Origin of the sequence: Citrobacter sp. RHBSTW-00599 (genome assembly GCF_013784065.1) — a bacterium.
Classification (GTDB): domain Bacteria; phylum Pseudomonadota; class Gammaproteobacteria; order Enterobacterales; family Enterobacteriaceae; genus Citrobacter; species Citrobacter braakii.
Genome location: NZ_CP056717.1, coordinates 961,144 through 982,171 on the forward strand (window position 1 = coordinate 961,144; position 21,028 = coordinate 982,171).

Below are 21,028 nucleotides of genomic sequence, written 5' to 3' on the forward strand. Positions count from 1 at the left end.
TGTCTGAGGGCTACCAGAAGACAGTATCCTGAAGTCATCCCTTAGCGATGTTAAATAGCGGCATCGAAATCCGCTGGTAGCGTACTGTTACCTGTACCCAGGCTGCGTTGCATTAATACCGTATCAAGCCAGAGCCCATGCTTGAATCCAATGTTCGTCAGCGTGCCTATTTTCGTAAATCCGGCCTGCTGATGGACTTTCAGCGATCCCTGATTATTGCTGTCGCCGACGATAGCGATCAACTGCCGATAACCCTGCGTTTCAGCCCACTCAATTACATGGCGTAGCAACGCTTTTCCCACCCCCTGACGCTGTGCCGTCGGGTCAATATAAATCGAATCTTCGAGGGTATAGCGATAGGCATAACGCTCGCGGTAGCGGGTGAGATAGCAATACCCGATGACCTTATCTTCTTGCAATGCGACAACCCACGGCAGTCCCAGACTGCGGATTTTTTCCAGACGATCCTGCATCTCGCGGGTATCCGGCGGGTCAGTTTCAAAGCTGCCGGTACCGTGAATAACATGATGGGCGTAGATATCGCGTATGGCGGGGATGTGTTTTTTTTCAGCGTTAACGATTTTCATTGACCAGCTCCCATTGGCATCTTTGTCCAAATTACCTCAAAGGCTGGAGGGAAGGTAAGTGCAAAAAATTATGCGTCTATACCCGTCATTCTTTAAGAAGCATGTGCGTTGGCTACGCTAGCTCACTTCAGTCACATAGTTCGCTATGCTCCTGGGGATTTACTCACTTGCCGCCTTCATGTAACTCGAATTATTTAGGGTATATAAATTATTTTCAATGCAAATAAGCTTTCAAATTGTAAGGGTAAAGTGAGTGGGGTTGATACTGTCAATAATACGCAAGGTTGGTAAATACATTAGCGAGTTGAGCAATGCACAATTCTTCGCGCACGTATTATGGCGGATACCAAAATACCAATTTTGGTAGATTTCAAGGATAGGTCAAGAAGTCATTTGATTTTATTGAGTTTTTACTGTACTTAGTTCTGCTTATGACTGTACCTTTAATTTCATTTTATCGACCCTGTTCGAAACTTAAAATTAGGTTATATTATTTACATTGTGAGCTTTGTTGTTATCAGGGGCATTATTATCAGAACTTTCTCTATCCGCACACAATAGTTACCATGCAAACAGTTGCGCGGTGTAGCTATGCCAACCAGCAATAGTTATCATCGTCACAAGGTTTCGTCATGCAAACTTAATCTAAATCCAGAATTCAATCCCAAGAGTATTAGGATTATTTAGTCTAAAATACTTTTTTGTCTAAGAGTTTTCGTATCGCATAGCCACGAACTACGCTGAGTGATAAAATTTTCGAGTTTACGCCTGCTTTCCCACGATTAGAGGGCGAGGCGCGGGTAGTCAATAAGACGAAAGAGTTAATTGCTTCATAACCCTATTGCAAAATAAGCGGCAGTGCATCTTACATGGTCGGGTATCGTTAGTAACCGACTGTAATATATTGAAAACGCTTATTTTTACTCTGATGTAAGTTATAAGGGCAGATATGTTAAGTATGCGTCGACATGCCAACTTCATTAAACGTTTTAAGTCTTTAAGCTGTTTATTTACGGCAAGCGTTCTTTTCCCTATGCAAATCTCTGCAGCGACATCAGATTATGACGCTTTGGTTATTGAAGCGCGGGGTGGTAATAGTGCACCGTTATTGCGTTATCTAGAGGATCAGGGAAAGCAAAGCGCGCTAACGCCAAATCAGGTTGCCGACTGGCTGCAAGTTTCCAGTTGGGTTGATAACAACGATAAAGCCACTATTGAAATCTGGCAGCGCTATCGTGGGCAGATGGATGTGCCTGCACGCGGCAAAGTCGCCGCTGCACGTGCGTACCGTAACCAGAAAAACTGGAATGATTCATTGGCGGTATGGGAAAGCGTTTTACAGGAAGAGCCTGACAACGTTGACGTACGCACCGGCTGGATAATGACGTTGGCAGATGCTCGCTACAATCAGCAAGCCCTTACTGAAGCGAATAAATGGGCACAGGCACATCCGGGTGCTGACTCCGATGCACTACTTGCCTACGTATATCATTCTCAGGGAAAAAACTGGGACGCGCTGTTGGTTGCCAGCCAGGCGGATGACGTTGATCCTGGCAACAAAAATGCAAAATCTACGCTGCTGTCTGCTCTGTCAGCAAACCGTGTTTCCGGGCCCGCCTTAAATATGGCGGAGGTAGTGCCTACGGCAGATCCTGTGAAGCGCCGCCTTGAGCTTGATGCGGCCGCCGAAATGGTACGTTCCTCCTATACGTCCGCACGTAATGAAGAAGAGCGGTTTATCGTGGCGGATAAAGCGCTGGCCCGCTATGACCAGTTGCTGGCTGCCTGGAAGGATGAGCCGTCCGCGCAGAATGATGTCCGTCGGGCGAGAATTGACCGCATGGGGGCTTTGCTGGTTCGTAAGCGAACGTCTGAAGTGATTAAGGAATACGAATCGCTTTCTGCGAGCGGCGAAGTGCCAAACTACGCAAAACGCTGGGTAGCATCGGCATGGTTAAGCGAACGCCAGCCAGAAAAAACCGAAGCGATGCTGATGAGCATCTACTACCCGAATGGACCGATTCCCGTTACGCCGCTTGGCCCTGAGGATCAACAGGATCTGTTCTACGCGCATATCGATAATGAAAACTTTGATGCCGCTAAAAAACAGGCCGAAAACTTAATCAAAGAGAGTCCGTACCTGCGACGCATCTATGGTTCGCCAACGCCGCAGCCTAACGATAACTGGCTGCTCGGACAGTCGATGCTGACGCAATATTATATTGCTGCCAATGAACTACCTGAGGCTGAAAAGCTCGCAGAGCATCTGGCGCGAACAGGTTCAGGTAACCAGGGGCTGCGCATATCTTATGCCTCCGTTCTTGAAGCACGTGGCTTGCCGCATGCGGCGGAGAAAGAGCTGAAGCTGGCGGAAGTGATTGAGCCAAGTAACCTGGAACTGGAACGTCAGCAGGCTTATGTTGCGTTGGATCTCCAGGAATGGAGGCAGGCCGATGAACTGACGGATGATGTCATCGCTCGTAGCCCGGATGATGAAGCGACGCTGCGCCTCGCGCGTATTCGTGATGTCCACAAAATGTCGGAAGTGCGCATTAGCGGCACACAAGGGATCTCGTCCGATAGCCCGGTCAGCGGTAAGAATGACTTCAACATCAATACTGCCATTTACAGTCCGCCAATTAACGACAACTGGCGATTGTTTACTGGATTCAACTTTGCTACTGGCGAATTTGAGGAAGGTAAAGGCATCAGCCGCGATCTGGCGGCGGGGGCGGAATGGACTTCCCGCGACTACTGGGCAGAAATGGAAGTCTCTGGCCGAAATTATGGCGATGGTCAGAAAATTGGCGGTCGTCTTTCCGGCTGGCATGACTTCAATGACAACTGGCGCGTAGGCGGTTCGGCCGAGCGCTTGTCGCGTAATACGCCACTGCGCGCGCTGCGTAGCGGCGTGTATGCCAACGGCGGCGATATGTTTGTTCGCTGGTATCAAAACGAACGACGTGAATATCAACTGTCGTTTGCCGCATCACATTTCTCAGATGGTAACGATCGCATCGAATACGGACTCAGCGGAAAAGAGCGCATGTGGACAACGCCGCGCTTCACCCTGGACTTTACCCCGGGCATCGGCGGGAGCACCAACACCAAAGAGAATGTGCCGTATTACAACCCGAAGAGTGATTTTTCCGTGGTACCGGGTCTGAGCGCGGAGCAGGTTCTTTACCGCCATTATGACACCGTGTGGACGCAGCAAGGTCTGGCTGGCGTAGGTGGCTATTGGCAGCAAGGCCAGGACGCTGGTGCCATCGTTCAGGTGGGATACGGACAACGGCTCAAATGGAACAACGTCGTAGATGGCGGGGTGATGCTGATTTGGGATAAACGCCCCTACGACGGTAAACGTGAGCGGAATATCTCCCTCGCTTTCGATTTAAATGTCAGGTTTTAAGGATTGTTCATGCTGAAAAGATGCCTGTGGCTTAGCGCATTAATCGCTGGCTGGTTGATGATTACCGCGTGCAGTAGCGCGCACAATACAACGCCTCGCTACGTTCCTCCCGCAGAGAGAACGCCGCTGACGGCGGATCATCCGTGGCCGAAAAATAGCTTCCTGGTGCTCGGCTACCACGATGTCGAGGATGGTGCCGCCGACCAACGCTATCTTTCTGTGCGCACCAGCGCGTTGAGCGACCAAATGGCCTGGCTGCGTGATAATGGCTATAACCCGATCAGCGTGCAGCAAATCCTGGACGCCCATGACGGTAAAATCGTGTTGCCGGAAAAAGCGGTATTACTCACCTTTGATGACGGATATAGCAGTTTTTATACCCGCGTCTGGCCGCTGCTGAAAGCCTATAACTGGCCTGCGCTCTGGGCGCCGGTGGGGAGTTGGGTTGATGCTCCCGCCAACAAAAAAGTCGATTTTGGCGGCTTAATGACGGCGCGAGATAAATTCGCCACCTGGAAAATGGTCGAAGAGATGGGCAAATCACCGTTGGTGGAAGTCGGTGCGCACACCTGGAATTCGCATTTCGGTGCACAAGCCAACCCGCAGGGAAGTAAAGAACCGGCGGTGGCGAACCGCCTGTATGATAAGAAAACCGGCACTTACGAAACGGATGAACAGTACACGCGCCGTATAAACGCGGATATCTCTCTCATCACCAACAAGATCAAATCGGTGACCGGGAAATCACCGCGCGCGTGGGTCTGGCCTTACGGGGCAGCCAACGGCACAACGTTAAACCTGGCTAAAGAGCATGGCTATAAGATGGCCTTCACGCTCAACGAAGGGTTGGCGAATGCCGCGTTTCTTGATGACATCCCGCGCGTGCTAATCTCTGATAACCCCTCTCTTAAGCGCTTTGCCAGCCAGGTCGCTCAGGTACGTGAACCGCAGACGATGCGCGTGATGCATGTCGATCTGGATTACGTGTATGACAAGGACCCTGCTCAGCAGAAGCGAAACATCGACAAGCTTATCCAGCGCGTTTATGACATGCGTATTTCTCATGTCTTCCTGCAGGCCTACGCCGATCCGCAGGGTGACGGAAATATTCGCGAGCTCTATTTCCCTAACCGCTGGCTGCCGATGCGTGCCGACCTCTTTAACTATATCTCCTGGCAGTTACAAACGCGGGCAGGGGTGACGGTGTATGCCTGGATGCCGGTTCTGGCTTTCGATCTCGACGCTTCCATCCCACGCGTAACCGCCTGGGATCCGAAAACGGGACGTACAGCGATCAACCGCGAGAACTATGTCCGTCTGTCCCCCTGGAGCAGCGAAGCGCGTCAGCGCATCACTGAAATCTATGAAGACCTGGCCAAACACGCCAGCTTCAAAGGGATTTTGTTCCATGACGATGCTTTCCTGACGGACTTTGAAGACGCGTCACCGGAGGCGTTGGCTGCCTACCGCGCCGCAGGGCTTCCCGGAAGCATTGAGCAAATCCGTAGCAATCCACAGGCGTTCGAGCGCTGGACGCGACTGAAAAGTAAGGTGCTGATCGACTTCACCAAACAACTGACTCAGGCGGTGCGTAATATTCGCGGTCCGCAGGTGCAAACGGCGCGCAATATTTACGCGATGCCGGTACTAGAGCCGGAGAGTGAAGCCTGGTTTGCGCAGAACCTGAATGATTTCCTCAATACCTATGACTGGACAGCACCGATGGCGATGCCTTTCATGGAGCAGATCCCGGCTAATGATGCCAACGCCTGGCTCGACAGATTAGTGAATGCCGTTGCACAAACGCCCGGCGCGCTGGACAAAACCGTGTTTGAACTACAGGCACGAGACTGGCGTAAATCCGGGGACGAGGCTGAAATCAGCGGAAAACAAATAGCCGAATGGATGCGCCAGCTGAAATTAAGCGGTGCAGGTAACTACGGCTATTACCCGGATGATTTCATCAGCGACAAACCTGAGATGTCAGAGATTCGCTCGACGTTCTCCTCATACTGGTACCCGCAAAAATGACCGATCGCATAATTGCTTTCCTGATACTTTGCCTGATGTTCAGCCTGCCGTTTGGCGTGGCGGTCATCTTTACAGGTGAAGTGATGTTGAACTTCGTCTTCTTCTGGCCTTTGTTTATGTCTGCTTTGTGGATAAGCGGCGGGGTCTATTTCTGGTTCTACCGTGAGCGTCACTGGAAATGGGGAGATGACACACCGCCACCGACGCTGGAGGGGAATCCGCTGGTTTCCATTCTGATCCCCTGTTTTAACGAAGGGATCAATGCGCGCGAAACCATTGAGGCCGCGCTGGCGCAGCGATATAAAAATATTGAAGTGATTGCCATCAACGATGGTTCAACGGATGACACCCACGACGTGCTGGAACAACTGGCGGTGGAATACCCCAGTCTGCGGGTGATTCATCTGGCTGAAAACCAGGGCAAAGCGCTGGCGCTCAAGACCGGGGCAGCAGCGGCGCGCAGTGATTACCTGGTGTGTATTGATGGCGATGCGTTACTGGACCGTGATGCCGTTGCCTATATTGTGGCGCCGCTGATCCAGTTCCCGCGCGTCGGTGCGGTGACCGGGAACCCACGTATTCGAACCCGCTCCACCTTAATCGGTCGGGTGCAGGTCGGGGAGTTTTCTTCCATTATCGGCTTGATTAAGCGCACTCAGCGAGTTTATGGGCAGATCTTTACCGTTTCCGGCGTGGTTGCTGCGTTTCGTCGTCGCGCGCTGGCCGAGGTCGGTTACTGGAGCCCGGACATGATCACCGAAGACATCGATATCAGTTGGAAGCTGCAATTGCGCCACTGGTCGATATTCTTTGAGCCGCGCGCACTGTGCTGGATCCTGATGCCTGAAACGTTAAGAGGGTTATGGAAACAACGACTGCGCTGGGCGCAAGGCGGTGCGGAGGTGTTTATCGTGAACATGCGCCGCCTGTGGTCATGGGAATATCGCCGTATGTGGCCGCTGTTTTTTGAGTTCTGTTTTTCTACCACCTGGGCGTTTGCCTATGCGATCAGTATCGTGCTGTTCCTGTTAGGGCTGATGATCCCGATGCCGGACTCGCTGTATGTACAACATCTGTTCCCGCCGGCCTTTACTGGGCTAATCCTCGGCGTGGTGTGCTTGCTGCAGTTTGCGGTGAGTCTGATGATTGAGCGGCGCTATGAAAAAGGCATTGGCGCGTCGTTGTTCTGGATTATCTGGTTCCCGGTGGTGTACTGGATGTTAAGCCTGTTCACCACGCTGGTCGCTTTCCCGAAAGTAATGCTCAAACGCAAACGCGGCAGGGCGCGTTGGGTGAGTCCCGATCGTGGAATTGGGAGGATCGAATCATGAGCCAGCCGCTGATCTTTACGGAGCAGCGTTTGCTGCCGCGCATCATTGACGTGCTGTTAACGCTTTTTGCCTGGGTTGGCTTTTTATATTTGATCTATAAAGGGCTGATCACCGCTCTGGCGCACTCACCTTATATAGGCGTGCGACCCTTTTTCACCACGCTGGATACGGTCACGTTTTACATCCTTGTCGCGCTGGTCAACGGACTGGTGCTGATTGGTTGGGCGAAGTACAACCAGTTTCGTTTTCGGGTGGAACGTCGCAGTCGCAGGCCCGGACTGGAAGATCATGAGCTGGCGGAAAGTTTACGTATTACCCGGGAACTGGTGACAGAGCTGAACAAAGCGCGGGTGCTGACGGTTCACCATCATGAAAGTGGTGAAATCAGTCATATCGATGTGGACAGGGACATCGCCGATAACCGTCTACCGCCGCCGACGCCTGCGATGCTGGAGTATTTGCCGCCTGAGCCGCAGCCGTCGTGGCAGAAAAGGCCTGAGTGATATTTCTACTTTCAGCTGCTTCCTTCAGCCTCGCACAGGTCTATGATTAGACCCAGACAATAAAAAAATGCGAGGCAATGTCGTGGATAAGGAACTACTGGATGCCGGTTACCGGGCCTATACCGGCGAGAAGATTGACGTCTACTTCAATACGGCGATATGTCAACATTCGGGCAACTGCGTACGGGGAAGCGCAGCGCTTTTTAACCTGAAACGTAAACCGTGGATCATTCCGGATGAAGTGGATGTCGCGACGGTCATTAAAGTAATTGATACCTGTCCGAGCGGTGCGCTGAAATATCGCCAGAAATGAGTGAGGGGACCATGGAAATTCTTGCAGGCCACAACAAATTTTATGTTAACGATGCCGAAGGCAATCAGGTTGCCGAGATTGTCTTCGTGCCGACGGGTGAGCATCTGAGCATCATTGAACATACCGATGTCGACCCCAGCCTGAAAGGCCAGGGAGTCGGTAAACTGCTGGTGGCGAAGGTGGTGGAGAAAATGCGCGCCGAAAACCGCAAAGTTATTCCGCTGTGCCCGTTTGCCAAACATGAGTTTGATAAAACCCGCGAGTATGACGATATTCGCGCCTGATAATCTTACGTACGCCGGAAGGCATGACCGCCGTCCGGCGCATCACTCCCGATGCAGCAAATCCTGATAAATTCCCGTCAATACACCTTGTGGGCCAAACTCTTTTTTAATCCATTGGGTTACACGACCGGTGGCCGAATGCTGGGTCGCCAGCAGCATCCTTGAATCCTGACGCGGGTTGTGGATCTGCCGCGTGACCAGCAACGACTTTTCCATCGCCTCGCGTACCATATAGTCCGGCAGAAAACCGATGCCCTCACCCAGGATCTGGCACTGGCATTTGGTATTAAAATCAGGAACCAGAATCGACTCCTGTCCGTGTAACAGCCAGCCAACCTTCTTGTTGATGGTGTGCGCGGTGTCTTCCACCATGATGTTCGGGTACAGGCGCAGCTGGCTCTCAGAAATTGGTTCAGGCATAAAAGCCAGCGGATGATCCGGGGCAATCGCAAACGACCAACGGATCGCGCCGATCTCGGTGTAATCAATCCCCCCGCCGTCCAGTAACGTATCCGGCGCGCCGATAGCGATGTTGGCGAGGTTGTTAATGATCGAATCCCAGACGCCGTTATACACCTCGGTGGTGACGGTTATCTGGCAGGTTGGAAACTGTTTCTTGAGTACCTGCAGCAGTCGTGCCGTATGTTGAGGGGTATACAACAGTTGATTAATACAGATGCGTACCCGGGCTTCAATGCCCTGAGCAATGGTATCAATACTGCGCTTGATGGCGTGGAAATCGTTGAGCAGGTCGGTCGCCTTGCGAAACAGATAGCGTCCGGACTCAGTCAGCTCAATGCTGCGTGTACTGCGGGTAAACAGCACCACGTCGAGCCCCAGCTCCATGCGCTTAATGGTGTAACTAATTGCTGATGTGGTTAAGCCAAGTTCCTCAGCCGCCTTGCTGAAGCTGCTGTAGCGGGCTGCCATCGTAAATGCCAGCAGGTTTTCCTCGGTAAAAATTGAATTCATCTTCCTCCCCTCCGGCGACAAACGCACATCCGCGACGCGATGATTGTTGAATGTATTTGTAATCCTTATGCAGAGCAATCAGTTTTGAACAGAATTTAACACTAGTTTTACAATTGATTTGAAGGCAATCACACTTCTGTATATTAATTGCAGGCCGCTATCCGTGTAGCATCACGCCTGATTTTCCTGACAACTGATTAATGGCTAAAAGCGGCTCTGTCATAAGGAAAAGATTGCACTACAGCACGTTTTGTTCTCATTGTTAAATTTGATTCAATAATCGACACGCTTACGATGAATGAAATTTAAGCGGATATTATTCTCTGCACTCTGTTGCTATTCTCAACTTATCGGATATTTAAAAAGTCTAAAAAACTGCAGGAGAGCGATTATGTCAGAGAAAGAACTCATTACTGAATTTCTGCTGGCGGCAGAGCAGGGTGATGCCGATGGATTAAAATCCTGCCTGGCAAAAAATGTGGATATTAATGCCACTAACCGCCAGGGGCGCACTGCCATAATTATTGCCAGCCTGAATAAACATTATGACTGTGTTTCTTTATTGATTGCTGCCGGTGCCGATATTAATAAACAGGATCAAACCTGTTTTAATCCATTCCTGATTAGCTGTCTGACTAACGATTTAACGCTGCTGCGTACCGTATTACCGGCCAATCCCGATCTTAATTGCCTGAGCCGTTTTGGCGGCGTCGGTATTACGCCAGCCAGCGAAAAAGGTCATGTAGAGATCGTGCGCGAACTGCTGCTGCGTACCGATATCAATGTTAATCATACCAACTTTGTCGGCTGGACGCCGTTACTGGAAGCCATCGTGCTTAATGACGGCGGCGCGAAACAGCAGGAAATCGTCAAGCTGCTGCTCGAGTATGGCGCAAACCCGCACATGACGGATAAATACGGTAAAACCCCGCTGGAGCTGGCGCGGGAGAAAGGATACCACGAAATTGCCGAGCTGCTGATTGCGGCCGGAGCCTGACAGAGGAGCGCCACTATCGCCACGCCATCACGGCGATGCGTACGGGCGCTAACCGCAGACGGCGCGTTTCTCGCTTTCCGGGGAACGGGACGGGTTGAACAGGTTTTTTCCCGCGCGGTAAACCTGTTGATACCTGAACAGCAGCGGTTGCTGACGTTACTGAGTGAAGGTTGTGATAACGCGCCTAACAGCTGTCGGCTGGCGCTGACGCATTGTGAAGAACTGTTTCACCCCGGTGAGAGAGTCAGTTTTACCGAATCGGGGATAGCCGTTGGCAACGATAAATGGATAGAAACTTCCGGTTGTCTGCCGTGGCGCATACCACGGTGGAGGCTTGATGCAATAAGCCTTGCTGCAATCCGCTGGCTGCGCTGGGAAGAGGTTATCCGCCAACAGCTAAGAAGCGCTGACACATTATTTCTGTACCAGGGGGATAACCCGTTTTATCTGGAAATCACCCGCCAATTACTTAATCGCCGACAAACATTACTGGCGGCGTTGCATACAGGAGAAAATATCTCTACAGCGGTCAGCCATTTAATTGGTCTGGGGATTGGTCTGACGCCCTCATCTGATGACTATTTAGTGGGTTTAAGCACTATTTTATTTATTCCTGGACATCCGCTGGGGAAATATCGTGATGATTTTTTAGCAGCCTTACAACGTGCCGGAAATAATACCACGCTACTCAGCAAAATAACGCTAGAGGAAGCCTTTCATCAACGTTATCGGGAAAGCGTCGGACGGCTGCTGAACCATATTATTACTGAGCAACAACCCGTTTCTACGCAATATATTACTGACATTAAAAATATCGGCTCAAGTTCTGGCTGCGACATGCTGTATGGCATGGCGGATGCCTGCGCCCTGAGCCACAGGTCCGGAGGGAATTATGTCGATCAGGATAGTTGTTAAAAAGAACACGTATTTTGATTCTGTCTCACTGATGTCTATCTCCACACGCGCAAATAAGCTCGATGGCGTTGAGCAGGCGTTCGTGGCTATGGCGACAGAAATGAATAAGGGCGTACTGAAGAATCTCGGTCTGCTCACGCCTGAACTTGAAGAGGCGAAAAGTGGCGACCTGATGATTGTCATTAAAGGTGCCAGCGAGGCGGCGAACGATCAGACGCTGGTGGCGATTGAAGACTTGTTTACGCATAAAGAGCAGGGGGGGCAGCATGAAGCGCGCTATGCCACGCTTGCCAGTGCGAAGAAGCATGTTCCTGACAGCAACCTGGCGGTGATCTCGGTCAATGGTCTGTTTGCCGCGCGTGAAGCGCGTCAGGCGCTGCAAAATAACCTCAACGTGATGCTGTTCTCTGACAACGTCTCTCTTGAAGACGAACTGGCGCTCAAGCAGCTGGCGCATGAAAAAGGGCTGCTGATGATGGGGCCCGATTGCGGAACCGCCATTATTAACGGCGCGGCGCTGTGTTTTGGCAATGCGGTGCGTCGCGGCAACATCGGAATTGTTGGCGCCTCCGGTACCGGTAGCCAGGAGCTGAGCGTACGCATTCACGAGTTTGGCGGCGGGATTTCCCAACTGATTGGCACCGGTGGACGCGATCTGAGCGAAAAGATTGGCGGCCTGATGATGCTTGACGCGATTGGTATGCTGGAGGCCGATCCGCAAACCGAGATCATCGCGCTTATCTCCAAACCTCCTGCGCCAACAGTGGCGCGCAAGGTGCTGGAACGTGCGCGCGCCTGCCATAAGCCCGTCGTGGTGTGTTTCCTCGGACGTGAAGCCGCGCCTGCGGATGAAAACGGTCTGCTGTTTGCACGCGGCACTAAAGAGGCGGCGCTGAAAGCGGTACTGCTGACTGGCGTGAAAAAAGAGAGTCTGGATCTGCATCCGCTCAACTGGCCGCTGATTGAAGAGGTCCGCGCCCGCCTGACCCCGCAGCAAAAGTACATTCGCGGCTTGTTCTGTGGCGGCACGCTGTGCGATGAGGCGATGTTTGCTGCCATGGAAAAACATGCAGAAGTTTACAGCAACATTCATCCGGATCCGGCTTTTCGCCTGACAGATCTCAACCGCAGCGTGGGACATACCTTCCTTGATTTCGGAGATGACGATTTTACCAACGGTAAACCGCACCCGATGATCGATCCAACCAACCGCATTAGTCGTCTGTTGCAGGAAGCACGCGATCCTGAAGTCGGCGTGATCGTTATGGACTTCGTTCTTGGATATGGATCACATGAAGATCCGGTTGGCGTGATGATCGAGGCGATCGTCGAAGCCAAAGCGATCGCCGCCGCAGAGGGGCGTCCGCTTGAGATCCTCGGCTACGTGCTGGGAACCGATCTCGATACGCCGTCGCTGGAAAAACAGTGCCAGATGCTGACCGATGCAGGCGTGATCTGGGCGAGCAGTAGCACCAATACCGGATTGCTGGCGCGTGAATTTATCTGTAAAGGGGAGGAAGCCTGATGAGCCAGACACTGTTTAACCAGCCGCTGAACGTGATTAACGTCGGCATCGCGATGTTCAGCGATGACCTGAAAAAGCAGAATGTTCCCGTGACCCAGCTCGACTGGACGCCGCCGGGCCAGGGCAACATGCAGGTCGTGGCCGCACTGGACGAAATTGCCGATTCGCCGCTGGCTGACAAAATCGCTGCCGCTAACCAGCAGGCGCTGGAACGCATTATCCAGTCGCATCCGGTGCTGATTGGCTATGACCAGGCGATCAACGTCGTGCCGGGCATGACCCGCCACACCATCCTGCACGCCGGACCGCCCATCTGCTGGGAAAAAATGTGCGGCGCAATGAAGGGCGCGGTCACCGGGGCTTTGGTGTTTGAAGGGCTGGCAAAAGATCTGGATGAAGCCGCCGACCTGGCCGCCTCGGGTGAAATCATCTTCTCACCGTGCCACGAGCATGACTGTGTCGGTTCGATGGCGGGTGTGACGTCGGCGTCGATGTTTATGCACATCGTCGAGAACAAAACCTACGGCAACCGCGCATATACCAATATGAGCGAGCAGATGGCGAAGATCCTGCGCATGGGCGCGAACGATCAGAGCGTTATCGATCGCCTGAACTGGATGCGCGATGTGATGGGACCGATGCTGCGCGACGCCATGAAGCTGGCGGGCGAAATCGATCTGCGCCTGATGCTGGCGCAGGCGCTGCACATGGGCGATGAGTGTCATAACCGCAATAACGCCGGGACGGCGCTACTGATACAGGCACTGACGCCGTGGATTATTCAGACCGGCTATCCGGTTGAGCAGCAGCGTGAGGTATTCGAGTTCGTCCTCAGCAGCGATTACTTCTCCGGACCGACCTGGATGGCGATGTGTAAAGCCGCAATGGACGTCGCACACGGGATCGAATACAGCACCGTAGTCACGACGATGGCGCGTAACGGCGTTGAATTCGGTCTGCGCATCAGCGGCTTACCGGGTCAGTGGTTTACCGGTCCGGCGCAGCAGGTGATTGGCCCAATGTTTGCGGGCTATAAGCCCGAAGATTCCGGACGTGATATCGGTGATAGCGCAATTACCGAAACCTACGGCATCGGCGGTTTTGCCATGGCCACGGCACCGGCCATCGTGGCGCTGGTGGGCGGTACGGTTGAAGAGGCGGTCGATTTCTCTCGCCAGATGCGTGAAATCACTCTCGGCGAAAACCCCAACGTTACTATTCCGTTACTTGGTTTTATGGGCGTACCGACCGCTATCGACATTACGCGCGTGGGTAGCACCGGCATTCTGCCGGTGATTAACACCGCAATTGCGCACAAAGATGCGGGGATCGGCATGATCGGCGCCGGAATAGTCCATCCGCCGTTCGCCTGTTTTGAAAAGGCGATCCTCAACTGGCGCGACCGCTACTGCCAATAACAACAATCGGGGCTAACGCTGTTAGCCCCACAGTAGCGAAGCAAAAAACGTTGCTTACCTGCAGGGCTGGGCGATCCCCGGGATCGCAAACGATGCTTAACCTGTTAAGGATATTCCATGAACAGCATAAAACTAGAATGGAAACGTGGTGACTGGGCTGCTTACTTTGGGCTGATGACCAACAACCTGACTAACCTGCTGACAATGATGGGGCTGCTCATTTTTGTCGTCGGGATCCCTACCGAAATTGTCTATGGTCGCATTGCGCCTGCCTTTGGTCTGGCGGTGCTGGTGGCCAGCGTCTGCTACGCCTGGTTTGGCCTGCAGATGGCAAAGCACACCGGGCGTAAAGACGTGACGGCGCTGCCGTCCGGGCCGAGCGCACCGTCAATTTTTACCGTGACCTTCCTGGTGCTAATGCCGGTATATCAGCAAACCAAAGATGCCAACTTTGCTATCCAGATAGCCCTGGTGTGGTGCTTTGTGGAAGCGTTGATCCTGGTCGGCGGCTCCTTCTTGGGCGAGACCATCCGCAAGATGATCCCGCGTACGGTATTACTTTCTTGTCTGTCCGGTCTGGGACTGTTGCTGCTGGCGATGAACCCGATGCTGCAGGCATTTGAAGCGCCGACCGTCTCTTTCATCGTCTTGTTGTTGATCTTCATTAACTGGTTCGGTAAGAAGCCGATTTTTGCCCGCATCCCCACCGGTTTGCTGCTGCTGATTGCCGGTACAGCGTTGGCGTGGATCTCCGGTTTGCAAAGCCCGGAAGCCATTAAATCTTCGATGTCTTCCTTTGGCTTCAATCCGCCGGAAATCCATGTCGACAGCTTCCTGCAGGGGTTGCCGCACGCGCTGCCGTACCTGGCTTCTGCGGTTCCTCTGGGTCTGGCGAACTACATTTTTGACCTTGAGAACATTGAAAGTGCGCATGCGGCGGGTGATGAGTACAACACCCGTAAGGTCATGATGGCGAACGGTTTTGCCTCCATGCTCGGCTGCATGCTGGGCAACCCATTCCCGGTGACCGTATATGTTGGGCATGCGGGCTGGAAAGCGATGGGGGCCAGCATCGGTTATACCCTCGCTTCAGGCATCACCATGTTCCTGGTACCGCTGTTTGGGCTGGGGGCGTTTATGCTCGCGATTATTCCGATGACTGCGATAGTGCCGATTCTGGTGTTTATCGGCGTGGTGACCGCCAACCAGGTGGTGCGAGAGACGCCCAAAGTCGAGGTTCCCGTTATCTTTATCTGCTTGTTCCCGTGGATCGCTAACTGGGCGTTGACCATCGTCAACAGCGTGATGGGCGCCGCCGGAACATCCGCGGGGAAACTGGGCAGCGACCTGCTGCACAGCAAAGGTGTCTATTACGATGGGCTGGTGCATCTGGGAAGCGGCGCGCCGCTGGCCAGTATGCTGTGGGGCTGCGTCGCTATCTTCGCCATTATGAATAAGCCGCTGCGTGGGGCGATTGCCGCAGCTTTTGGCGCGCTGTTATCGCTGTTTGGTGTGATCCACTCTCCGGCGGTTGGCTTTGCAGAAGGCAGTTCGATGATGTTTGTTGTGGCCTACCTGATGATGAGCGGCATGTTTGTCCTCAAGCATGTTCTTGATAGCCGTGAAGCGGTGACTGCGCCTGAGCAGGAACCGACGAAAACGACCTGAATCGCCTGTAAGCGGAAGATAACACTATGAAAGAACTTGTGGTCGTTGCCATTGGCGGCAACAGTATTATCAAAGATAACGCCAGCCAGTCGATTGAGCACCAGGCTGAAGCGGTGAAAGCGGTGGCGGATACGGTGCTGGAGATGTTGGCATCGGACTACAACATTGTGCTGACGCACGGAAACGGGCCGCAGGTGGGGCTGGATCTACGGCGTGCGGAAATCGCGCATGAGCGTGAAGGGTTGCCGCTCACCCCGCTGGCAAACTGCGTCGCCGATACGCAGGGCGGGATCGGCTATCTGATCCAACAGGCGCTGAACAACCGCCTGGCGCGGCGCGGTGAGCAGAAGGCGGTTACGGTGGTCACGCAGGTGGAGGTCGACAAAAACGATCCGGGCTTCGCTAACCCGACCAAGCCTATCGGCGCGTTCTTTAGCGAAGCGCAGCGCGATGAACTGCAGCGGGTCAATCCGGGCTGGCGCTTTGTTGAAGATTCGGGACGCGGCTACCGCCGGGTCGTCGCCTCTCCGGAACCTAAGCGTATTGTCGAGGCTGAGGCGATCAAAACGCTGACCCAGCAAGGTTTTGTGGTGATTGGCGCGGGGGGCGGCGGGATCCCGGTGGTGCGTAGCGATCAGGGGGATTATCAGAGCGTGGATGCGGTGATTGATAAAGATCTCTCCACGGCTCTGCTGGCGCAGGAGATCCGCGCTGACATTCTGGTGATCACCACCGGCGTCGAACAGGTCTGTATTCATTTTGGCAAACCCAACCAGCAGGCGCTGGATAAGGTGGATGTCGCAACGATGACCCGTTACATGCAGGAGGGACATTTCCCGCCGGGGAGCATGTTACCCAAAATTGTTGCCAGTCTGGCGTTCCTGGCGCGTGGCGGTAAGCGAGTGATCATCACCACGCCGGAATGCCTGCCGGCCGCACTGCGCGGCGAAACGGGCACCCATATTGTCCATTCCTGAGAGGAAATGTGAATGAAGGAAAGTAACAGCCGCCGTGAATTTTTAAGTCAGAGCGGAAAAATGGTGACCGCTGCCGCGCTGTTTGGCGCAGTGGCTCCGGTCGCGTATGCTGCTAATCCTGTCGGGAACACCTGCGGGACGAAGAGCACAATGACGATTAACGATAAGCACTATTACCTGGATAACGTCCTGCTGGAAGCGGGTTTTGATTACGAAAACTCGGTGGTGGTGCATACCCGTACCGCGCTGCAAACCGTTGAAATTCAGGACGGGAAAATTGTTGCCCTGCGTGAGAATAAGCAGCATCCGGATGCGACGCTGCCGCACTACGATGCGGGTGGAAAGCTGATGCTGCCCGCCATGCGCGACATGCACATCCATCTGGATAAAACCTTTTACGGCGGTCCCTGGCGTTCGCTGAATCGCCCGGCTGGCACCACCATTCAGGATATGATCCGCCTGGAGCAAAAGCTGCTGCCTGAACTCCAGCCATACACGCAGGAGCGCGCGGAAAAGCTCATCGATCTGCTGCAATCAAAGGGCACCTCGATCGCCCGCAGCCATTGCAATATCGAACCGGTTTCCGGGCTGAAAAACCTGGAAAATCTGCAGGCGGTGCTGGCGCGTCGCCAGCCGGGTTTTGCCTGTGAAATCGTGGCGTTTCCGCAGCATGGCCTGCTGTTATCAAAGTCTGAACCGTTGATGCGTGAAGCAATGCAGGCGGGGGCGCATTACGTCGGCGGTCTGGACCCAACCAGCGTGGACGGGGCGATGGAAAAATCCCTCGACACCATGTTCCAGATTGCGCTGGATTACGATAAAGGCGTGGATATCCATCTGCATGAAACCAGCCCGGCGGGCGTTGCGGCGGTGAATTACATGGTGGAAACGGTGGAGAAAACGCCGCAGTTGAAGGGCAAACTGACCATCAGCCACGCATTTGCGCTGGCGACGCTGAACGAACAGCAGGTGGATGCGCTGGCGAGCCGCATGGCGGCGCAGCAGATTACTATTGCCTCGACGGTGCCGATCGGAACCTTGCATATGCCGCTCAAGCAGCTGCGTGACAAAGGCGTGGAAGTGATTACCGGGACTGACAGTGTGATTGACCACTGGTCGCCGTACGGGCTTGGAGACATGCTGGAGAAGGCGAATCTGTACGCGCAGCTCTATATTCGTCCCAATGAAGTCAACCTGTCGCGGGCGCTGTTCCTCGCCACCGGCGATGTGCTGCCGCTTAACGATAAAGGTGAGCGCGTCTGGCCGAAGGCGCAGGATGAAGCCAGCTTTGTACTGGTGGATGCCTCCTGCTCAGCGGAAGCGGTCGCGCGAATCTCCCCACGCACCGCGACCTTCCATAAAGGCCAACTGGTGTGGGGGAACGTCGCAAGCTAGCCTGGTTTGATGCGCAGCGGCAATCGCTGCTGCGCTCTCTGCTCGTTAACCGACGATCCCCATATAGCCGTGAATCCCCATATATAAGCCGACCATCGCGATAAGCGCGCTGGAAAAATAGGGCGCTTTGCGTGCCAGTGTGTTAAATCCGCTCCAGCGTTTGGCCGCCTGCTGCACGCTGATTGCCGCTCCCACGCCCACCGTTACCAGCGTTAGCGCCAGCCCGAGGCTGAAGCACAGCACCATAGTGGCACCCAGCGTGAAGGCTTTGAGCTGGATGCAAATCAGCAGTACCGTAATGGCAGCAGGGCAGGGGATCAACCCGCCGGTCAGACCAAACAATAATATTTGGCCGTTGGTGACCTCTTTGCCTGCAAAGCGGCGCTGAATATCGGTAGCATGTGCCCGCTCGTGGGCATCCTGATACGCTTTCGAACCCTCGCTCAGCCCTGCTAACGCAGCATGGTTATGATCGTGGTCATGTTCGTGATGATGATGGTGAGCTTCATCGTGGTTATGATGGTGGTGATGGTCATCATGATCATGGTGATGATCATGATCGTGGTCATGATGCGTCTGGGTCAGCCAGTTCTGTTCTCCCTGCCAGGTTCGCCAGAACATCCAGAATGCGGTCCCGAGAATAATAATCGCCGAGACAAACTGCAGCCAGGGCTCAACGGCCTGGGCAGTAAACGCTTTGCTGATATACATCCCACCGAGCGCAATCAGCCATACCACTGCGGTATGCGACAGCGTTGCCGCCAGCCCCAGCATCACCGCCTGTTTGATGGTTCCCTTAATGGCAATAATAAAGGCCGCCATCATCGTTTTGGAATGCCCCGGTTCCAGACCGTGTAACACTCCTAATAGAATCGAGCTGGGAATGAAAAACCAGGCGTTGCCTTGCTGAAGAAGCGTAGAAAACTCACCCATGAGAATGATTCTTAGTTGTTTAATTTTGCCAGATTCTACTCCCCCCCAGTATTAAATACTACCCCCCAGTAGAATGACGATGGTATTGTCGCTCCAGCCAGACGTTGAAAAGGTATTGCTATGTCACATACGATCCGCGACAAACAAAAGCTGAAAGCCCGAGCCAGTAAGATTCAGGGGCAGGTAGCGGCGTTGAAAACCATGCTGGATGAACCGCATGAATGCGCGGCGGTATTGCAGCAAATAGCGGCGATCCGTGGTGCGGTAAACGGGTTAATGCGCGAGGTTATTAAAGGTCATCTGACCGAGCACATTGTGCATCAGGGCGATGAAATTAAGCGCGAAGAAGATTTGGATGTGGTTTTGAAGGTACTCGATTCGTACATCAAATAAGTCAGTTTAACGGCTCATCCACATACTGATGAATGAGCCGTTAAAAACACGTTCTAGCCAAAAAACATCACAGATACGCACAGCAGACCGACAATCAGGGTGATCAGATTACCCACTGAACGGTACGGCTTTAGCGCCGGGATCAGATAGGTAGATAATGTCGGCATGATAAACAGAATCATGGCAATCAGCGGCCCGCTAATCGCGTAAATCATTGAAATTGCATTAGGGTTAATGCAGCAAATGATAAACGTAATGGTCGAAACCAGCATAATGGACAGGGCGCGGTTAAAGGCCCGGCTTTTCTTCACTCCCACCTGATGCAACGATGTTTTTACCACCTCGGTTGCCCCTTCAATCACGCCAAAGTAGGTGCCGAGGAACGATTTTGACATCGCCACGACGGCGACAATGATCCCAGAAATCGACAGCCATGCTGGTGCGTTTGGCATCATCGATAGCGCTGACAGAATGGTCACGCCTTCATTTTTCGCGTCCTCGATATAGTTTGTCGGAATCGAAAGCAAACAGCTGAAGACGAAAAACAGCACGCTCAGGCAGATGATGACGTAGGCTACCTTCATGATTTTTTTGCATTTACCCATGGCCTGCTCGCCATATTTCTCACGTCGGTCGATGGCGAACGTCGAGATAATTGGCGTATGGCTAAAAGCGAAAACCATCACGGGAATAGATATCCAAACCTGATGAAGCGTGTGCTGATCGAAAGACATCTGGCCGGTGAGTAGCGTTGGCTGCCAGCTTCCGGTCAGGTAGAGCGAAAGGAACAAAAAGTACGCGATGAGCGGGAACACCAGAAAGCCCATTACCCGAATGGTTGCTTGTCGGCCCATCAGAAAAATCAGGTTCAGCACCAGCACCACGCCAAGACTGACCAGCATGCGAACACGCAGATCGATGGCGATATGTTTTGCCAGTTGTTCAGTGAGTGAATTGGTTATCGCCACGGCGTAGATCAGCACCACCACAAAGAAGGCAATAAAATAGAGGGTCGTGATCAGGCTGCCTATCTTTTTGCCGTAGTAGTGCGTAACTGCACCAGTGATCCCTTCACCTGCCGAGGTTTTTGAGGACAGGATAAACTGGCACAGCGCCTTGTGCGGCCAGTAGGTTAAAGGCCAGGCGACGAGTGCGGTGATAAACAGCACCACCGCGCCTGCAGAACCCAGCTGTATGGGGAGGAAGAGGGTTCCTGCGCCGACGGCAGTCCCATATAGTGCGAAGCTCCAGAGAGTCTCTTCTTTTGACCAAAATTTCGACATTATTTGAACGTATCAACTATAAAATAAACAAAAAGAAGCGCAATTTACCACAAATGGCAGGGGCTGGGGGAGGTGTCAACAAGCGGGCGAG

General features: G+C 53.2%; 18 protein-coding genes. 14 read left to right on the plus strand and 4 right to left on the minus strand.

Features of this window, described 5'->3' with window-relative positions; genetic code table 11:
- Positions 1-50 precede the first annotated feature (50 nt).
- Positions 51-587: a GNAT family N-acetyltransferase gene (locus tag HV243_RS04620; protein ID WP_047414402.1), complete on the minus strand. Its 537-nt coding sequence runs from the start codon at positions 585-587 to the stop codon at positions 51-53.
- A gap of 949 nt (positions 588-1,536) precedes the next feature.
- On the opposite strand from HV243_RS04620, the gene pgaA reads away from it, so the two are divergent.
- From pgaA to HV243_RS04650, 6 genes are all read left to right on the plus strand, one after another.
- Positions 1,537-3,999 (plus strand): poly-beta-1,6 N-acetyl-D-glucosamine export porin PgaA, encoded by a 2,463-nt coding sequence (gene pgaA / locus HV243_RS04625; RefSeq protein ID WP_016154307.1) that lies wholly within the window; start codon positions 1,537-1,539, stop codon positions 3,997-3,999.
- Between the two features lie 9 nt (positions 4,000-4,008).
- The gene (gene pgaB, locus HV243_RS04630; protein ID WP_016157399.1) at positions 4,009-6,030 is read left to right on the plus strand and encodes a poly-beta-1,6-N-acetyl-D-glucosamine N-deacetylase PgaB; all 2,022 of its coding nucleotides are present in this window, start codon (positions 4,009-4,011) and stop codon (positions 6,028-6,030) included.
- Positions 6,027-7,361 (plus strand): poly-beta-1,6-N-acetyl-D-glucosamine synthase, encoded by a 1,335-nt coding sequence (pgaC, locus tag HV243_RS04635; protein ID WP_016154305.1) that lies wholly within the window; start codon positions 6,027-6,029, stop codon positions 7,359-7,361. The genes pgaB and pgaC overlap by 4 nt, the downstream gene beginning before the upstream one ends.
- Positions 7,358-7,864: a poly-beta-1,6-N-acetyl-D-glucosamine biosynthesis protein PgaD gene (pgaD, locus tag HV243_RS04640; RefSeq protein ID WP_049041934.1), complete on the plus strand. Its 507-nt coding sequence runs from the start codon at positions 7,358-7,360 to the stop codon at positions 7,862-7,864. The genes pgaC and pgaD overlap by 4 nt, the downstream gene beginning before the upstream one ends.
- 82 nt (positions 7,865-7,946) lie before the next feature.
- Positions 7,947-8,177, plus strand: coding sequence for a 4Fe-4S mono-cluster protein YjdI (yjdI, locus tag HV243_RS04645; RefSeq protein ID WP_016154303.1), 231 nt, complete (start codon positions 7,947-7,949; stop codon positions 8,175-8,177).
- 11 nt (positions 8,178-8,188) lie between these two features.
- The gene (locus HV243_RS04650; RefSeq protein ID WP_016157396.1) at positions 8,189-8,461 is read left to right on the plus strand and encodes a GNAT family N-acetyltransferase; all 273 of its coding nucleotides are present in this window, start codon (positions 8,189-8,191) and stop codon (positions 8,459-8,461) included.
- Positions 8,462-8,503: 42 nt separating this feature from the next.
- Here the strand turns inward: HV243_RS04650 and HV243_RS04655 are convergent, their stop codons facing one another.
- A complete protein-coding gene (locus HV243_RS04655) occupies positions 8,504-9,433 on the minus strand; it encodes a LysR substrate-binding domain-containing protein (RefSeq protein ID WP_016154301.1) in 930 nt (309 codons plus the stop codon).
- A gap of 391 nt (positions 9,434-9,824) precedes the next feature.
- Here HV243_RS04655 and HV243_RS04660 point away from each other — a divergent pair, with 391 nt between their 5' ends.
- The 7 genes from HV243_RS04660 to HV243_RS04690 all read left to right on the plus strand — a co-directional run bounded on the left by HV243_RS04660 (position 9,825) and on the right by HV243_RS04690 (position 18,328).
- Positions 9,825-10,430, plus strand: a complete 606-nt coding sequence (locus tag HV243_RS04660; RefSeq protein WP_053390191.1) for an ankyrin repeat domain-containing protein — start codon at positions 9,825-9,827, stop codon at positions 10,428-10,430.
- Positions 10,431-10,556: 126 nt separating this feature from the next.
- Positions 10,557-11,345, plus strand: coding sequence for a DUF2877 domain-containing protein (locus tag HV243_RS04665; protein WP_047414397.1), 789 nt, complete (start codon positions 10,557-10,559; stop codon positions 11,343-11,345).
- Complete coding sequence (fdrA, locus tag HV243_RS04670) at positions 11,323-12,870, plus strand: acyl-CoA synthetase FdrA (RefSeq protein ID WP_016157393.1); 1,548 nt, start codon at positions 11,323-11,325, stop codon at positions 12,868-12,870. Before HV243_RS04665 ends, fdrA begins: the two co-directional genes overlap by 23 nt.
- Positions 12,870-14,288: a DUF1116 domain-containing protein gene (locus tag HV243_RS04675; protein ID WP_053389726.1), complete on the plus strand. Its 1,419-nt coding sequence runs from the start codon at positions 12,870-12,872 to the stop codon at positions 14,286-14,288. Before fdrA ends, HV243_RS04675 begins: the two co-directional genes overlap by 1 nt.
- Positions 14,289-14,405: 117 nt before the next feature.
- Positions 14,406-15,956, plus strand: a complete 1,551-nt coding sequence (locus tag HV243_RS04680) for a hypothetical protein (RefSeq protein ID WP_016154296.1) — start codon at positions 14,406-14,408, stop codon at positions 15,954-15,956.
- Between the two features lie 26 nt (positions 15,957-15,982).
- A complete protein-coding gene (locus HV243_RS04685) occupies positions 15,983-16,933 on the plus strand; it encodes a carbamate kinase family protein (RefSeq protein WP_016154295.1) in 951 nt (316 codons plus the stop codon).
- A gap of 12 nt (positions 16,934-16,945) precedes the next feature.
- Positions 16,946-18,328, plus strand: coding sequence for an amidohydrolase family protein (locus HV243_RS04690; protein WP_053389725.1), 1,383 nt, complete (start codon positions 16,946-16,948; stop codon positions 18,326-18,328).
- Positions 18,329-18,373: 45 nt separating this feature from the next.
- On the opposite strand, the gene HV243_RS04695 is transcribed toward HV243_RS04690, so the two are convergent.
- Entirely contained in the window at positions 18,374-19,261 is an 888-nt protein-coding gene (locus HV243_RS04695) for a nickel/cobalt efflux protein RcnA (protein WP_053389724.1), read from the minus strand.
- 120 nt (positions 19,262-19,381) lie between these two features.
- Here HV243_RS04695 and rcnR point away from each other — a divergent pair, with 120 nt between their 5' ends.
- Positions 19,382-19,654: a Ni(II)/Co(II)-binding transcriptional repressor RcnR gene (gene rcnR / locus HV243_RS04700; protein ID WP_016154292.1), complete on the plus strand. Its 273-nt coding sequence runs from the start codon at positions 19,382-19,384 to the stop codon at positions 19,652-19,654.
- Between the two features lie 53 nt (positions 19,655-19,707).
- Here rcnR and HV243_RS04705 read toward each other — a convergent pair whose 3' ends face one another.
- Positions 19,708-20,937 carry an amino acid permease gene (locus HV243_RS04705; protein WP_029139645.1) on the minus strand — a complete coding sequence of 410 codons (1,230 nt, stop codon included), beginning with the start codon at positions 20,935-20,937 and terminating at the stop codon, positions 19,708-19,710.
- Between the last annotated feature and the right edge of the window lie 91 nt (positions 20,938-21,028).

What these genes read in the sequence shown, in the direction of transcription:
- pgaC (WP_016154305.1), top strand. Translation starts at nt 6,027, where the DNA reads ATGACCGATCGCATAATTGCTTTCCTGATACTTTGCCTGATGTTCAGC.
- HV243_RS04620 (WP_047414402.1), bottom strand. Translation starts at nt 587, where the DNA reads ATGAAAATCGTTAACGCTGAAAAAAAACACATCCCCGCCATACGCGAT.
- HV243_RS04690 (WP_053389725.1), top strand. Translation starts at nt 16,946, where the DNA reads ATGAAGGAAAGTAACAGCCGCCGTGAATTTTTAAGTCAGAGCGGAAAA.
- pgaA (WP_016154307.1), top strand. Translation starts at nt 1,537, where the DNA reads ATGTTAAGTATGCGTCGACATGCCAACTTCATTAAACGTTTTAAGTCT.
- pgaD (WP_049041934.1), top strand. Translation starts at nt 7,358, where the DNA reads ATGAGCCAGCCGCTGATCTTTACGGAGCAGCGTTTGCTGCCGCGCATC.
- HV243_RS04680 (WP_016154296.1), top strand. Translation starts at nt 14,406, where the DNA reads ATGAACAGCATAAAACTAGAATGGAAACGTGGTGACTGGGCTGCTTAC.
- HV243_RS04660 (WP_053390191.1), top strand. Translation starts at nt 9,825, where the DNA reads ATGTCAGAGAAAGAACTCATTACTGAATTTCTGCTGGCGGCAGAGCAG.
- HV243_RS04655 (WP_016154301.1), bottom strand. Translation starts at nt 9,433, where the DNA reads ATGAATTCAATTTTTACCGAGGAAAACCTGCTGGCATTTACGATGGCA.
- HV243_RS04685 (WP_016154295.1), top strand. Translation starts at nt 15,983, where the DNA reads ATGAAAGAACTTGTGGTCGTTGCCATTGGCGGCAACAGTATTATCAAA.
- HV243_RS04695 (WP_053389724.1), bottom strand. Translation starts at nt 19,261, where the DNA reads ATGGGTGAGTTTTCTACGCTTCTTCAGCAAGGCAACGCCTGGTTTTTC.
- rcnR (WP_016154292.1), top strand. Translation starts at nt 19,382, where the DNA reads ATGTCACATACGATCCGCGACAAACAAAAGCTGAAAGCCCGAGCCAGT.
- fdrA (WP_016157393.1), top strand. Translation starts at nt 11,323, where the DNA reads ATGTCGATCAGGATAGTTGTTAAAAAGAACACGTATTTTGATTCTGTC.
- HV243_RS04675 (WP_053389726.1), top strand. Translation starts at nt 12,870, where the DNA reads ATGAGCCAGACACTGTTTAACCAGCCGCTGAACGTGATTAACGTCGGC.
- pgaB (WP_016157399.1), top strand. Translation starts at nt 4,009, where the DNA reads ATGCTGAAAAGATGCCTGTGGCTTAGCGCATTAATCGCTGGCTGGTTG.
- HV243_RS04650 (WP_016157396.1), top strand. Translation starts at nt 8,189, where the DNA reads ATGGAAATTCTTGCAGGCCACAACAAATTTTATGTTAACGATGCCGAA.
- HV243_RS04705 (WP_029139645.1), bottom strand. Translation starts at nt 20,937, where the DNA reads ATGTCGAAATTTTGGTCAAAAGAAGAGACTCTCTGGAGCTTCGCACTA.